Source organism: Streptomyces sp. NPDC028331 (assembly GCF_055565775.1).
The window spans coordinates 293426-308144 of sequence record NZ_JBVHTR010000005.1 but is presented as its reverse complement, the minus strand read 5'-3'; the positions used below and the strand labels follow the sequence as shown (position 1 = coordinate 308144).

At 69.7% G+C, this 14719-nt stretch carries 13 protein-coding genes and 1 pseudogene; 10 read left to right on the top strand and 4 right to left on the bottom strand.

Annotated features, from left to right (window positions below):
• Positions 1 to 84: 84 nt before the first annotated feature.
• Positions 85 to 756, bottom strand: coding sequence for a response regulator (locus ACZ4SW_RS09415; RefSeq protein WP_058926326.1), 672 nt, complete (start codon positions 754 to 756; stop codon positions 85 to 87).
• Positions 757 to 1022: 266 nt separating this feature from the next.
• A pseudogene (locus ACZ4SW_RS09410) lies at positions 1023 to 1901 on the bottom strand (RecB family exonuclease); the annotation flags it as partial.
• A gap of 204 nt (positions 1902 to 2105) precedes the next feature.
• On the opposite strand from ACZ4SW_RS09410, the gene ACZ4SW_RS09405 reads away from it, so the two are divergent.
• The 3 genes from ACZ4SW_RS09405 (at position 2106) to ACZ4SW_RS09395 (ending at position 5406) form a co-directional block, all read left to right on the top strand.
• Positions 2106 to 3575 (top strand): site-2 protease family protein, encoded by a 1470-nt coding sequence (locus ACZ4SW_RS09405; protein WP_468240052.1) that lies wholly within the window; start codon positions 2106 to 2108, stop codon positions 3573 to 3575.
• 56 nt (positions 3576 to 3631) lie between these two features.
• Positions 3632 to 4534: a tRNA (adenine-N1)-methyltransferase gene (locus tag ACZ4SW_RS09400; protein WP_103839091.1), complete on the top strand. Its 903-nt coding sequence runs from the start codon at positions 3632 to 3634 to the stop codon at positions 4532 to 4534.
• Between the two features lie 296 nt (positions 4535 to 4830).
• A complete protein-coding gene (locus ACZ4SW_RS09395) occupies positions 4831 to 5406 on the top strand; it encodes a hypothetical protein (protein ID WP_468240050.1) in 576 nt (191 codons plus the stop codon).
• A 58-nt stretch (positions 5407 to 5464) separates the two neighbouring features.
• On the opposite strand, the gene ACZ4SW_RS09390 is transcribed toward ACZ4SW_RS09395, so the two are convergent.
• Complete coding sequence (locus ACZ4SW_RS09390; RefSeq protein WP_468240047.1) at positions 5465 to 5770, bottom strand: ferredoxin; 306 nt, start codon at positions 5768 to 5770, stop codon at positions 5465 to 5467.
• Between the two features lie 243 nt (positions 5771 to 6013).
• Between ACZ4SW_RS09390 and arc the strand changes: the two genes are divergently transcribed.
• The 6 genes from arc (at position 6014) to prcA (ending at position 12186) form a co-directional block, all read left to right on the top strand.
• Positions 6014 to 7780 carry a proteasome ATPase gene (gene arc / locus ACZ4SW_RS09385; protein ID WP_468240044.1) on the top strand — a complete coding sequence of 589 codons (1767 nt, stop codon included), beginning with the start codon at positions 6014 to 6016 and terminating at the stop codon, positions 7778 to 7780.
• 234 nt (positions 7781 to 8014) lie between these two features.
• Entirely contained in the window at positions 8015 to 9526 is a 1512-nt protein-coding gene (gene dop, locus ACZ4SW_RS09380) for a depupylase/deamidase Dop (protein ID WP_468240041.1), read from the top strand.
• Between the two features lie 188 nt (positions 9527 to 9714).
• Positions 9715 to 9933 carry a ubiquitin-like protein Pup gene (locus tag ACZ4SW_RS09375; protein ID WP_263229040.1) on the top strand — a complete coding sequence of 73 codons (219 nt, stop codon included), beginning with the start codon at positions 9715 to 9717 and terminating at the stop codon, positions 9931 to 9933.
• A 45-nt stretch (positions 9934 to 9978) separates the two neighbouring features.
• Positions 9979 to 10572 carry an endonuclease VII domain-containing protein gene (locus ACZ4SW_RS09370; protein WP_468240038.1) on the top strand — a complete coding sequence of 198 codons (594 nt, stop codon included), beginning with the start codon at positions 9979 to 9981 and terminating at the stop codon, positions 10570 to 10572.
• Positions 10524 to 11369, top strand: a complete 846-nt coding sequence (prcB, locus tag ACZ4SW_RS09365; protein ID WP_468240035.1) for a proteasome subunit beta — start codon at positions 10524 to 10526, stop codon at positions 11367 to 11369. Before ACZ4SW_RS09370 ends, prcB begins: the two co-directional genes overlap by 49 nt.
• Before the next feature lie 61 nt (positions 11370 to 11430).
• Entirely contained in the window at positions 11431 to 12186 is a 756-nt protein-coding gene (prcA, locus tag ACZ4SW_RS09360) for a proteasome subunit alpha (protein ID WP_468240033.1), read from the top strand.
• 101 nt (positions 12187 to 12287) lie between these two features.
• On the opposite strand, the gene ACZ4SW_RS09355 is transcribed toward prcA, so the two are convergent.
• The gene (locus tag ACZ4SW_RS09355; RefSeq protein WP_468240030.1) at positions 12288 to 13301 is read right to left on the bottom strand and encodes a LacI family DNA-binding transcriptional regulator; all 1014 of its coding nucleotides are present in this window, start codon (positions 13299 to 13301) and stop codon (positions 12288 to 12290) included.
• Positions 13302 to 13453: 152 nt separating this feature from the next.
• Between ACZ4SW_RS09355 and ACZ4SW_RS09350 the strand changes: the two genes are divergently transcribed.
• On the top strand, positions 13454 to 14713 hold the full coding sequence (locus tag ACZ4SW_RS09350) for an MFS transporter (RefSeq protein WP_468240027.1): 1260 nt from the start codon (positions 13454 to 13456) through the stop codon (positions 14711 to 14713).
• Positions 14714 to 14719: the final 6 nt, after the last annotated feature.

Below are 14719 nucleotides of genomic sequence, written 5' to 3'. Positions count from 1 at the left end.
GAGGGGCGCCCCCCGCCGCAAGGGGCGCCCTCGGCGTCGCGGCGCCCCCGCACAAGGGGCGCCCTCGGCGTCGCGGCGCCCCGCCTACTGGGCGCCGGGACGCACCAGCCCGCTCTCGTACGCGTACACCGCCGCCTGCACCCGGTCCCGCAGCCCCAGCTTCGTCAGGACATGGCCGACGTGCGTCTTGACCGTGGTCTCACTGACGAACAGATCGGCGGCGATCTCCGCGTTGGACAATCCCCGCGCCACCAGCTTCAGTACCTCCACCTCACGCTCGGTGAGGGTGTGCAGCGTGTCCGGCACCGGCTCGTCCCCGGACGGCAGATGCGTGGCGTACTTGTCGAGCAACCGCCTGGTGATGCTCGGCGCGAGCATCGCCTCACCGGCGGCCACCACCCGGATCGCCTGCACCAGCTCGTTGGCCGGCGCGTCCTTGAGCAGGAAGCCGCTCGCACCGGCGCGCAGCGCCTCCACCACGTACTCGTCCAGATCGAAGGTCGTCAGCACGAGCACCTTCGCCGGGCCGTCCCGCCCCGGCCCGGTGATCTGCCGGGTCGCCTCCACGCCGTCCATGCGGGGCATGCGGATGTCCATCAGAACCACATCGGGCTGCAGGGCACGCACCTGGTCGAGCGCCTGCAGGCCGTCTCCGGCCTCGCCGACGACCGCCAGGTCCTGCTCGGCCTCCAGGATCATCCGAAAGCCCGTACGCAGCAGCGGCTGGTCGTCGACCAGTAGGACGCGGATGGCCACGTAAGTCTCCTTCGCTAGTCCGGGCCCATTCTGCCCTGCGCGCCACCGCCCGATTCGGGCGCCCTGACCGACGCGGACCCCCGGGCACCCGGGGCGCCGTCCCGCTGAGCCGGCAGGGCCTCGCCCGCGGACGGCACACCGGTGGACGGCCCGGCGGCAGGCGGGGCCGACGACGGCACACCCGCACCGCCACCGTCGCCGGGGGAGCCGTCCGGAGACGGCCCGTCACTGCCGGGACCGCCGCCCGAGCGGCCGCCCGCCGCCGGACGGCCGGGGGTCGCGCCGCCGACGGCGGGGCCGACGGGCAGCGGATACGGCGGGGGAGTGCCGCCGAACTCCGGGCACACCGCCTGGTGGTCGCACCAGCCGCACAGCTTGCTGGGGCGCGGCCGCCAGTCGCCCGTCGCCGTCGCGAGCCGGATCGCCTCCCACAGCGCGAGCAGCTTGCGCTCCACCCGCTCCAGGTCGGCGAGGACCGGGTCGTACGTCAGCACATCCCCGCTGCCCAGGTACACCAGTTGAAGCCGCCGCGGAACGACCTTCTTCAGCCGCCACACCACCAGGGCGTAGAACTTCATCTGGAACAGCGCGCCCTCGGCGTACTCCGGCCGGGGCGCCTTGCCGGTCTTGTAGTCGACGATCCGCACCTCACCCGTCGGCGCCACATCGACCCGGTCGATGATCCCGCGCAGCCTCAGCCCCGACTCCAGCTCCGCCTCGACGAACAGCTCACGCTCCGCCGGCTCCAGACGCGTCGGGTCCTCCAGCGTGAACCAGCGCTCGATCAGCCGCTCCGCCTCGCCCAGCCAGCGCGCCAGCCGCTCGCCGCCCGGATCCTCCGCGAACAGCTCCACGACCTCCGGCCTGCTCTCCCGCAGCCGGTCCCACTGACCCGGCAGCAGGGACTTGGCACGCGGAGCGGTCCGCTCCGCCGCCGGCGCGTCGAACAATCGCTCGAGGACTGCGTGCACCAGCGTGCCCCTCGTCGCCGCCTCACTCGGCTTCTCGGGCAGCTTGTCGATCACCCGGAACCGGTACAGCAGCGGACACTGCATGAAATCGCCGGCGCGCGACGGCGACAGCGAATCCGGGGGCGCGGCGGCCACGGCGGACGGCACGGCGGCGCCGTCGGTGCTGGTTTCCATGACCACAGACCATACGGCCCGCCACTGACAGTCACCCGGCCAAGGCCCGCCCGGGACACCGGCCGACCGCCGGGGCGACCCCACGACGGGAAAACAGAGACGGTGCCGGGGCGGAACACCACGCCACGGCCGCATACCATCGACACCGGACCCTCCCACCCGGTGCGACCCGGGCCGGGGAGACGCATCGATCGAGGGGACAGCGTGGACGAGAGCGGCGGGAGCGCACAGCCGCGCCCCGGCAACAACGGGGCGCCCGACGACACGCCCCGCGAGCAGTCACCCGGTCCCGCGCAGCCCCCCACCGAGCCCCCGGCACCCACCGCCGCGGCCACGGGACCCCAGGACGAGCACACGGCGAGCACCGACGGCCCCACCACCCCCCAGCCGCCCACCGACCCCGGCCGCACACCCCCCGCGGACGACCCCGCCGCGCCCCACGACCCGAACAGCGACACCCCCGCCCGCACCCCCGCCCACTCCGGCAGCACCGGCCGACCACGCCCCCCGCAGCGGCCCAAGGACCCCGGCGGCGGCATCCTCATGGGACGGCCCTTCGGCGTCCCCGTCTACGTCGCCCCCAGCTGGTTCCTCGTCGCAGCCCTGATCACCTGGGTGTTCGGCGGACAGCTCGACCGCGTGCTGCCCGAACTCGGCGCCGCCCGCTACCTCGTCTCCCTCTTCTTCGCCGTCGCCTTCTACGCCTCCGTCCTCGTCCACGAACTCGCCCACACCCTCGCCGCCCTCCGCTTCAAACTCCCCGTACGCCGCATCCAGCTCCAGTTCTTCGGCGGCGCCTCCGAGATCGAGAAAGAGGCCGACACCCCCGGCCGCGAATTCGTCCTCGCCTTCGTCGGCCCCCTGCTCTCCCTCGTCCTCGCCGGGATCTTCTACCTCGCCATGCAGCCCGTCGAACCCGGCACCGTCCCCGGCGTCCTACTCGCCGGCCTCATGGCCTCCAACCTCATCGTCGCCGCCTTCAACCTGCTCCCCGGCCTGCCCCTCGACGGCGGCCGCATGCTCCGAGCCGTCGTCTGGAAGATCACCGGCCGTCCCATGAGCGGCACCGTCGCCGCCGCCTGGGTCGGCCGCGCCCTCGCCATCGCCGTCCTCGTCGGACTGCCCCTGCTCACCCAGTCCGGCGCCCTCGGCTCCACCGCCGAGGACAACGTCGGCATGGACACCGTCACCGACGCCCTGCTCGCCGCCATCCTCGCCGCCATCATCTGGACCGGCGCCGGCAACAGCCTGCGCATGGCCCGGCTGCGCGAACACCTCCCCGAACTGCGCGCCCGCACCCTCACCCGCCGCGCCGTCCCCGTCGAGACCGACACCCCCCTCTCCGAGGCCCTGCGCCGCGCCAACGCCGTCGGCGCCCGCGCCCTCGTCGTCGTCGACGCCCACGGCGAACCCCTCTCCCTCGTCCGCGAGGCCGCCATCGTCGGCGTACCCGAGCACCGCCGCCCCTGGGTCCCCGTCAGCGGCCTCGCACAGGAACTCACCGACGGCATGCGCGTCTCCGCCGAACTCGCCGGAGAAGACCTCCTCGACGCCCTGCGCGTCACCCCCGCCACCGAATACCTCGTCGTCGAGGAGACCGGAGAGATCTACGGCGTCCTCTCCGCCGCCGACGTCGAACGAGCCTTCGTCAAAGCCATGGCCCGCCCCAGCTGAGCCCGGCGCCACCGCGCGTGGTCGGCGGCCCCCTCAGGTGCCGGTAGGCTGGTCACATGTCCGAACCGACCGGTGCCGCCCGCCGTCGCGGGCCCTTCAAGGTCGGGGACCAGGTACAGCTGACCGACCCCAAGGGCCGCCACTACACGTTCACACTCGAAGCGGGAAAGAACTTCCACACCCACAAGGGCTCCTTCCCGCACGACGAACTGATCGGCGCACCCGAGGGCAGCGTTGTCCGCACCACCGGGAACGTCGCCTACCTCGCGCTGCGCCCCCTGCTCCCCGACTACGTCCTGTCCATGCCCCGCGGGGCGGCCGTCGTCTACCCCAAGGACGCGGGACAGATCCTCGCCTTCGCCGACATCTTCCCCGGCGCCCGCGTCGTGGAGGCCGGCGTCGGCTCCGGCTCGCTCAGCACCTTCCTGCTGCGCGCCATCGGCGACCAGGGCATGCTGCACAGCTACGAGCGCCGCGCCGACTTCGCCGAGATCGCCCAGGCCAACGTGGAACGCTACTTCGGCGGCCCCCACCCCGCCTGGCAGCTCACCGTCGGCGACCTCCAGGACAACCTGTCCGACACCGACGTCGACCGCGTCATCCTCGACATGCTCGCCCCCTGGGAATGCCTCGAAGCCGTCTCCAAGGCACTCGTCCCCGGCGGCATCGTGTGCTGCTACGTCGCCACCACCACCCAGCTCGCCCGGACCGTCGAGTCCATCCGCGAAATCGGCTGCTTCAACGAGCCGACCGCCTGGGAAACCATGATCCGCAACTGGCACATCGAGGGCCTCGCCGTCCGCCCCGACCACCGCATGATCGGCCACACCGGCTTCCTCCTCACCGCCCGCCGCCTCGCCGACGGCGTCGAGCCGCCCATGCGCCGCCGCCGCCCCGCCAAGGGCGCCTACGGCGAGGACTACACCGGCCCCAACGCCGACGGAGGCACCGGCCGCTGACCCGGCCCCCACAGCGCCCCCAACACACCAGCGCCGTGGCCGAGTTCCCGCACACCCCGCGGAACTCGGCCACGGCGCTCACGCGTTCAAGCCCCCACACCCACACAACCCCACTCGCCGAAGCACACACACCCGGACACACCCACCCACCGGCGCCGCCCACCCCTCCACCCCCGGTGCACACGGAAACTGACGCGCCACCAGCAGTGCCCACCCCGCCATTCCCCCGCACTGTGACGTGTGGCACGATGCGGGGCACCCCCACCGGCACAGCCCTCACAGGAGACACCTCCCCCGTGCAGCAATCCGCCGTCCCGGAACTCGCTCACACCACCACCCGGCCCATCCACTGGGTCGCCACCGCCACCGCGGTCTCCGGCGTGATCGCCCTGTCCTCCGTGCTGCAACCCGGCTCCGCCACGGCGGCCCAACCCCACGTCGAGACCAAGGCCGCCCCCGCCGCCGTCGCACCGCCCGACCCCGCCAAGGTCCACTTCCCCCTCCACTGCGGCCGCGCCAAGGTCCTCGTCCACAAGAAGGCCACCGGCGACCTCGACGGCGACGGCCGCCCCGAAACCGTCGTCGTCGTCCACTGCGACGCCGGCATGGGCACCCCACCCGACGGCCTCTACGTCCTCACCCAGGCGGCGGGCACCACCACACCGCGCGTCGTCGCCACCCTCGTCGACCCCAAGCAGCGCATCACCGTCACCGACTTCGCCGTCCGCGACGCCGCCGTCACCGCCACCCTCCTCGGCTACTCCTCACCCGACGTACCGAGTTGCTGCCCCGACCTCAAAAACGACGCCGAATGGCAGTGGAAGAACGGCGCGTTCCTCCGCACCACCCCCGGCGGCAGCCGCAACGTCTGACCGCACGGCCCGGACAGTGTGAGAAAAGAGACACGGCTGACGGCAGGTGGCCGAGTGATCACTCAGCGTCCGGGCCGTACACCTCCACCCCGTCCGAAACCCGACGCACATGAATGCACTCGCCGGGACACTCCCTCGCCGAGTCCACCACATCCCCCACCAGCGGCAACGGCACCCGCGTCGCAGCCCCCGCGACCTGCAGAAGCTCCTCGTCAGGACCCTTCACATACGCCAGACCGTCGATGTCCAGCTCGAAGACCTCCGGCGCGTACTGAGCGCAGATGCCGTCACCGGTACACAGGTCCTGGTCGATCCAGACCTCCAGCGCCTCGCCGCCGACACCGGCCTCCTGCTGCACGGTCATCTCCCCTGCCGTTTACTGCGCAGAGCCCCGGGAATCCGGCCAGCTCTGACGGGTGTTGAACACCCCGACCCTACCTTCGTCCGCTTCCCAATCATGTTCGGTGGGTATTCCCCTGGCGTGAGGGAGAGCGCAAGGGTGAAGATCGGACACACCCCGACAGTCTTTGTGATCTAGGGGTTTCAATCGACACCCACCCAGGTAGGGTCTGGAAGCGTCCAGCTCCCCTTGGAGGAGGTGAGGACCGTGGCAGCCCACGACGACGACATGAACCGCGGCATCCGCCCGGGACGAGGGTCCGACGACCCTGCCGGGCAGATCGCCTACCTTGAGCAGGAGATCGCCGTCCTGCGACGCAAGCTCGCCGACTCTCCGCGACACACGAGAATTCTCGAAGAGCGGATCGTCGAGCTGCAGACCAACCTGGCCGGCGTGTCCGCGCAGAACGAGCGGCTCGCCAACACGCTCCGTGAGGCCCGCGACCAGATCGTGGCCCTCAAGGAAGAAGTCGACCGGCTCGCACAGCCACCGGCCGGCTTCGGTGTCTTCCTGCAGGCGAACGAGGACGGCACCGCCGACATCTTCACCGGAGGCCGCAAACTCCGCGTGAACGTCAGCCCCAGCGTGGACCTCGACGAGCTCCGCCGCGGCCAGGAAGTAATGCTCAACGAAGCGCTCAACGTGGTCGAAGCCATGGAGTTCGAGCGCGTCGGGGACATCGTCACCCTCAAGGAAGTCCTCGAGGACGGCGAGCGCGCCCTGGTGCTCGGGCACACCGACGAGGAACGGGTGGTACGGCTCGCCGAGCCGCTGCTGGACGTCACCATCCGCCCCGGCGACGCCCTCCTGCTCGAACCCCGCTCCGGCTACGTCTACGAGGTCGTCCCCAAGAGCGAGGTCGAAGAACTCGTCCTCGAAGAGGTCCCGGACATCGGCTACGACCAGATCGGCGGCCTGGGCAACCAGATCGAAGCCATCCGCGACGCCGTCGAGCTCCCGTACCTCTACCCCGACCTCTTCAAGGAGCACGAGCTGCGCCCGCCCAAGGGAGTCCTCCTCTACGGACCCCCCGGATGCGGCAAGACCCTCATCGCCAAGGCCGTGGCGAACTCCCTCGCCAAAAAGGTCGCCGAAGTGACCGGCCAGGCCGCCGGCAAGAGCTTCTTCCTCAACATCAAAGGCCCCGAGCTGCTGAACAAGTACGTCGGCGAGACCGAGCGGCAGATCCGCCTCGTCTTCCAGCGCGCCCGGGAAAAGGCCAGCGAAGGCACCCCCGTCATCGTCTTCTTCGACGAGATGGAATCCCTCTTCCGCACCCGCGGCTCCGGCGTCAGCTCGGACGTGGAGAACACCATCGTCCCCCAGCTCCTCGCCGAGATCGACGGAGTGGAAGGCCTACAGAACGTCGTGGTCATCGGCGCCTCCAACCGCGAGGACATGATCGACCCCGCCATCCTGCGCCCCGGCCGCCTCGACGTGAAGATCAAGATCGAACGTCCGGACGCCGAAGCGGCCAAGGACATCTTCGGGAAGTACCTCACCGAAAACCTCCCCCTGCACGCCGACGACGTCAGCGAACACGGAGGTGACAAGGCCGCCACTGTCCAGGCCATGATCCAGACCGCCGTGGAACAGATGTACGCCGAGTCCGACGAGAACCGCTTCCTGGAAGTCACCTACGCCAACGGCGACAAGGAAGTCCTCTACTTCAAGGACTTCAACTCCGGCGCCATGATCGAAAACATTGTCGGCCGCGCCAAGAAGATGGCCATCAAGGACTTCCTCGAACACAACCAGAAAGGCCTCCGCGTCTCCCACCTCCTCCAGGCGTGCGTGGACGAGTTCAAGGAGAACGAGGACCTGCCCAACACCACCAACCCCGACGACTGGGCCCGAATCTCCGGAAAGAAGGGCGAACGGATCGTCTACATCCGCACCCTCATCACCGGAAAGCAAGGCGCAGACACCGGGCGCTCCATCGACACGGTGGCAAACACCGGTCAATACCTGTAAAAGCAAGGGCGGCTGCGGGTGCCCCCACCGGGTACCCGCAGCCCACTGCTTTTCGGGCCACGGCTGGAGCACAGCAATGACGCAAATGATCTCCCCACCAGCGCAAAGGCGTTCTAGGCTCTTTGTTACCGCCGCGTCGCGCAGTGCGGGGACGGGCACCGCACGCGCACCGGAGCACCAGCGGTATCTGAGCGCCGCCCCCGACCGAGGGCGCCGCCGGGCAAGGAGGGCCGCATGACCGTACGGCGAGTAATGGGCATCGAGACGGAGTACGGCATCTCCGTCCCCGGCCACCCCAACGCCAATGCCATGCTCACCTCGTCCCAGATCGTCAACGCCTACGCGGCAGCGATGCACCGGGCCCGCCGGGCCCGCTGGGACTTCGAGGAGGAAAACCCGCTGCGGGACGCGCGAGGCTTCGACCTCGCCCGCGAGGCCGCCGACGCCAGCCAGCTCACCGACGAGGACATCGGCCTCGCCAACGTCATCCTCACCAACGGCGCACGGCTCTACGTCGACCACGCACACCCCGAATACAGCGCCCCCGAGGTGACCAACCCCCGCGACGCCGTCCTGTGGGACAAGGCCGGCGAACGCATCATGGCAGAAGCCGCGGAACGAGCCGCCCAGCTCCCCGGCGCCCAGCCGATCCATCTCTACAAGAACAACACCGACAACAAGGGCGCCAGCTACGGCACGCACGAGAACTACCTGATGAAGCGGGAAACCGCCTTCTCCGACATCGTGCGCCACCTCACCCCCTTCTTCGTCTCCCGCCAGGTCATCACCGGCGCCGGCCGCGTCGGCATCGGCCAGGACGGCCACGAACACGGCTTCCAGCTCAGCCAGCGCGCCGACTACTTCGAGGTCGAGGTCGGCCTGGAGACGACGCTGAAACGCCCCATCATCAACACGAGGGACGAACCACACGCGGACGCGGAGAAATACCGCCGCCTCCACGTGATCATCGGCGACGCCAACCTGTCGGAGATCTCCACCTACCTGAAGCTGGGCACCACCGCCCTGGTCCTGTCCATGATCGAGGACGGCTTCATCGCGGTGGACCTCGCGGTCGACCAGCCCGTACGGACACTGCACCAGGTCTCCCACGATCCAACGCTCAAGCGTCTGATCACCCTGCGCAGCGGCCGCACACTCACCGCGGTCCAGCTCCAGATGGAGTACTACGAGCTCTCGCGCAAATACGTCGAGGAACGGTACGGCGCCGACGCGGACGACCAGACCAAGGACGTCCTCTCCCGCTGGGAGGACACCCTCAACCGCCTCGAACACGATCCCATGAGCCTGTCCGGCGAGCTGGACTGGGTCGCCAAACGAGAGCTCATGGAGGGCTACCGGCGCCGCGACGGCCTCGACTGGGACGCCGCCAAGCTCCACCTCCTCGACCTCCAGTACGCCGACGTACGCCCCGAGAAAGGCCTGTACAACCGCCTGGCGGCCCGCGGCCGCATGAAGCGCCTCCTGGACGAGACCGAGGTCGAACGCGCCCGCACGAAGCCGCCTGAGGACACCCGCGCCTACTTCCGCGGACGCTGCCTCGAGCAGTACGCGGACGACGTCGCGGCCGCCTCCTGGGACTCGGTCATCTTCGACCTCCCGGGCCGGGACTCCCTCCAGCGCGTTCCAACCCTGGAACCGCTACGCGGAACGCGTAATCACGTCAAGGAGCTCCTGGATCGCTGCCGCACGGCCGAGGACCTGGTCAGGGTCCTGTCAGGCGGCTGAGGGGTACTCGGACGAGCCCGGCCGCCCGGGGTGTAAATCCCGGCGGCCGGGAATCATCGAGGTGGTCCCCGCACGTTGGAGTAACTGCGGGGCCATTGTCGGACCCGGCTAGTAGGGTCTGATCACCACCGATCGGCAGGAAAGCCGACCTGTCGACCATGTCGGGCGAACTGAGCGGGGTGAGGGTTATGGCGACCAAGGACACCGGCGGCGGCCAGCAGAAGGCCACGCGCTCCACCGAGGAGATCGAGGAGCAGGAGCAGGAGGCTCAGGCTTCGGGGGATCTCAAGGAGCGACACGAGAAGCTGAGCGACGACGTGGACTCCGTCCTGGACGAGATTGACGATGTCCTCGAGGAGAATGCAGAGGATTTCGTGCGCTCATTCGTTCAGAAGGGTGGGCAGTAGGCCGTCTCACCCTTCGAATCTAAGGTTCGAGGGTCGGGGGGTTGAGTGGCCGAGGAGTCGGCGGTGAAGCGTTGCTCGCGGTGTAAACAGTCCAAGCCGCGAGCAGCCTTCGCCAGTAACAAGGCGGCCCGTGACGGGCTGCAGGCCTACTGTCGAGAATGCTGGGCGGGGTACCACCAAGCCCGGCAACTGGCGAAGGGGAAGAACGTCCGGCCACGGGTTGAGACGCCCGAGGGGCACAAGTACTGCCGGAGCTGTGGGGAGGTCAAGCCGCACAGCGAGTGGCATCGGAACGCCACGGCTTCGGACGGCCTTTCGACGAGCTGCAAGGTGTGCAGGGCGGTGAAGTCCCGAGCGGGCCATCTGAAGTGCCAGTACGGCCTCACCGAAGCCGAACGTGACGAGTTGATCGCCTCCCAGGGAGGCGTCTGTTGCATATGTCTATCCGCCCCGGCAGCGCATGTGGATCACTGCCATGAGACGGGTAGGGTCCGTGGCGTACTGTGCTTCAGCTGCAATGCCGCACTGGGGCAGTTCAAGGATCGGCCCGACGTCATAAGGCGGGCTGCTACATACGTGGAAGGAAACGCGTGGAAGCCAATCCTCGTAGCACCGGGCGTCTACCAGCTGCCTTCCTGACGCCTGGGTCCTCGTCCTTCATGGACTTCCTGTCGGAGCACCAGCCCGAGCTGCTGCCCGGCAACCGGCAGCTGCCGCCCACCCAGGGCGTGATCGAGGCCCCGCACGGCACCACCATCGTGGCCACGACGTTCCCGGGGGGCGTCGTGCTCGCGGGTGACCGCCGGGCGACCATGGGCAACGTGATCGCGCAGCGGGACATCGAGAAGGTGTTCCCGGCCGACGAGTACTCGGCCGTCGGTATCGCCGGCACGGCGGGTCTCGCGGTCGAGATGGTGAAGCTGTTCCAGCTCGAGCTGGAGCACTTCGAGAAGGTCGAGGGTGCGCAGTTGTCCCTGGAGGGCAAGGCGAACCGTCTGTCGACCATGATCCGTTCGAATCTTGGTATGGCCATGCAGGGCCTGGCCGTGGTTCCGCTGTTCGCCGGTTATGACCTGGACCGCGGCAAGGGCCGCATCTTCTCGTACGACGTGACGGGTGGCCGTTCCGAGGAGCAGGGCTTCGCGGCGACGGGTTCCGGCTCGATCTTCGCCCGTGGTGCGATGAAGAAGCTCTACCGCGAGGATCTGACCGAGGAGCAGGCCACGACCCTGGTGGTCCAGGCCCTGTACGACGCGGCGGACGACGACTCGGCGACCGGTGGTCCCGATGTCGCTCGCCGGATTTATCCGATCGTCACCGTGATCACCGAGGACGGTTTCCGCCGGCTGACCGACGAGGAGTCGTCGGAGATCGCCCGTTCGATCCTGGAGCGGCGTCTGGAGCAGCCCGACGGTCCGCGGGCCGCGCTGCTCTGACGGCGGGGCCGGTTGTTATCAAGGTGATCGCGTGACTTCGACAGAAAGGGACGGATAACCGGTGTCGACGCCGTTCTATGTCTCCCCCCAGCAGGCCATGGCCGACCGGGCGGAGTACGCCCGTAAGGGCATCGCGCGCGGCCGCAGTCTGGTCGTGATGCAGTACGCCGACGGCATCGTGTTCGTCGGTGAGAACCCGTCCCGTGCGCTGCACAAGTTCAGTGAGATCTATGACCGGATCGGTTTCGCGGCGGCCGGTAAGTACAACGAGTACGAGAACCTGCGGATCGGTGGTGTGCGCTACGCGGATCTGCGCGGTTACACCTATGACCGTGATGATGTGACCGCTCGTGGTCTGGCGAACGTGTACGCGCAGACGCTGGGCACGATCTTCTCGAGTGCGGCGGAGAAGCCGTACGAGGTGGAGCTGGTGGTCGCCGAGGTGGGGGAGACCCCGGAGGGTGACCAGATCTACCGTCTGCCGCATGACGGGTCGATCGTGGATGAGCACGGTTCGGTGGCGGTCGGCGGCAATGCGGAGCAGATCAGCAGTTTTCTCGATCAGCGGCACCGTGACGGGATGACGTTGGCGGAGGCGTTGAAGCTGGCTGTTCAGGCGCTGTCGCGGGACACGAACGGCAGTGAGCGGGAGATTCCGGCGGAGCGTCTGGAGGTCGCGGTGCTGGACCGTACGCGGCCGCAGAAGCGGAAGTTCCGGCGGATCACCGGTCGTCAGCTGTCGCGTCTGCTGCAGGCGGACGGTGCGTCGACGGCGGCGGAGGCGGAGGCTGACGCCGAGGCCGAGTCGGAGGAGTAGGTCGTCTCACTCGTCTTGCTCGCTGGTCTCACTCGCATGACCGTATGACGCCGTGCGCCCCGCCCGTTCGTGGTCGGGGCGCGCGGCGTTGTGCTGTGGGGTCACCGGCGCGGTGGTGCCGTGGAGGCGCGTACGACGAGTTGCACCGGGATGTCTCCCTGCTCGAGTGTGCGGCCTTCGAGGACGGCGAGCAGGGCTTGCATGCCGCGTTCGCCGAAGAGTTCGGCGTCCAGTCGTACGGTCGTGAGTTCGGGGTCGAGGGCGGTGGCGAGGGCGAGGTCGTCGAGGCCGGTGACGGAGAGGTCGTCGGGGATGCGCAGGCCGAGGCGGCGGGCGGCTTTGTAGGCGCCGGCGGCGAGTTTGTCGTCGTCGCAGACGAGGGCGGTGGGGCGGGGGCCCGGGGCGGCGAGGGCGGTTTCGGCGGCGGTGAGGGCGCCTTCGATGGAGATGGGGGCGTGGGTGGTGCGGAGGGTGGTTCCGGGGGCGGCGTGGACGCGTGCGGCGAGTTCCCGGGCGCGTGTCCGGAAGGTCCAGGAGGGGATGTCGGCGGCGAGGTGGAGGAAGTGCCGGTGGCCCAGGGCGAGCAGGTGTTCGGCTACTTGGCGTACGCCGTCGGTGATGTCGAGGTTGACGGTTGCGGCTCCCGGGCTGCCCTGGGGGTCGCTGTCGAGCATGACGAGGGGGAGTTGGTCGCCGTGGATGGCGGTGAGGGCGTCGGCGGCCATGGAGGAGGCGATGACGCCGTCGAGGGCGGCTTGCGCGGAGTGGAAGGGGTCTCTGGCGGGGCCGACGCCTTCGGGTGAGGGGTAGAGGACGACGCCGAAGCCGTGGTCGGCGGCGACGCGGGCGGCGCCGGTGTAGACGCCGGCGAAGAATTCGGTGGTGAGTGCGGGTACGACGAGCAGGACGGTGCGGGTGCGGCCGAGGCGGAGGTTGCGTGCCGCGAGGTTGGGCCGGTAGCCGAGTTCCCGGGCCGCCTGGCGGACGCGTTCGGCGACGGGTTCGGAGACGCGTCCGCGCCATTTGTCGCCGAGGACGAGGGAGACGGCTGCCTGGGAGACGCCGGCGGCCTGGGCGACATCGCGGCTGGTGGGTCGCGTGCTACCTCGTGGCACTGTGGGCGTGCTCCTTCTTGCGGTCTTTCGGGCGGACGCGTGGTGTGGACTCCGGTCAGCGCTCATGGTACGTATGGCAGGCGAGGTTATACGTAAAACTTCACCTGTCGCGGGTACGGAGAAGCGGGGTGGGGCCGGCGGAAGGGGTGTGCGTGGCCGCGGGATATCTGGAGGTCCTCAGGGCGAGGCATGCCGCCCGGCTGCTGGCGGGGACGCTGGTGGGCCGGTTGCCGAACGCGGTCGCCGCGATCGCCGTGGTGCTGTTCGTGCGGGCGGAGGGCGGCACGTACAGCCTCGCGGGGGCGCTGGCCGCGGTGTACGGGGTGGCCAACGCGGTGGGGCAGCCGGTGCTCGGCCGGCTGGTCGATCTGCACGGCCAGCCGCGGGTGCAGCTGCCCGCGGCGGTGGTGTCCGCCGCCGCCATGACGGTGTTCGCCCTGACGGGTCTGGAGCCGCTCGCCGTGGCGTATGCCGCGATGGTGGTCGCCGGGCTGTTCACGCCGCCGCTGGAGGGCGGTCTGCGGGCGCTGTGGCCGGTGGTGCTGCGCCGGGAGGAGCAGGTGCACACCGCGTACGCCATGGATGCGGTGGCGCAGGAGGTGATGTTCACCGTGGGCCCGCTCCTGGTGACGCTGTGTGCGTCGCTGTGGTCGGCGCGGGTGGCGGTGGTGGTGCTGAACGTCGTCGGGGTGCTGGGCGCGCTGTCCGTGGTGGTGTCGCCGCCGTCGCGTGGGTGGCGGTCGGCGCCGCGGGAGGCGCACTGGCTGGGGGCGCTGCGCTCGCCGGGGCTGCTGGCGCTGCTCGGCGCGTTCCTGTTCGTGGGGATGGCGCTGGGCTCCATCACGGTGGCGGCCGTGTCGTACGCCGATGGTCACGGTGGCGACGGGGTGTACGGCTGGCTGATGGCGGCGATCGGGTTCGGTGCCCTGGTCGGGGGCGCGGTGTACGGGGCGCGGCGGTGGCCGGGTGCGCCGGAGCGGCGGCTGCGGGTGCTGGTGGGGCTGCTGGCGGTGTGTTATCTGCCGTTGATGCTGATGCCGGGTGCGGTGGCGATGGTGCTGCTCACCGCGGTGGCGGGGGTCTTTCTGGCGCCGTCCATCGCGTGTGCGTTCGTGCTGGTGGACCGGCATGCGCCGAGCGGTACGGTGACGGAGGCCTTCTCGTGGCTGGTGACGACGTTCACGGTGGGCGCGTCGGTGGGGACGGGCGTTGCGGGGCCGGTGGTGCAGGCGGGTGGCGCCCTGTGGGGTTTCGCGGTGCCGGGGGTCGCGGGGGCCGTGTCCCTGCTGGTTCTGGTGGCCACGGGGCGGGTCCTCGCAGCTCCCGCCGGGGGCGGGGTGGTTGCGGCTTCACCGGAAAATGATCCGAACCGTGCCGTCGAACCCCGTTTCAGCTCGCGGGATCGGGCGTAATGTTCA

Coding starts and splice junctions, on each gene's coding strand:
- dop (WP_468240041.1), top strand. CDS start 8,015: ATGACCGTACGGCGAGTAATGGGCATCGAGACGGAGTACGGCATCTCC.
- ACZ4SW_RS09375 (WP_263229040.1), top strand. CDS start 9,715: ATGGCGACCAAGGACACCGGCGGCGGCCAGCAGAAGGCCACGCGCTCC.
- ACZ4SW_RS09390 (WP_468240047.1), bottom strand. CDS start 5,770: ATGACCGTGCAGCAGGAGGCCGGTGTCGGCGGCGAGGCGCTGGAGGTC.
- ACZ4SW_RS09400 (WP_103839091.1), top strand. CDS start 3,632: ATGTCCGAACCGACCGGTGCCGCCCGCCGTCGCGGGCCCTTCAAGGTC.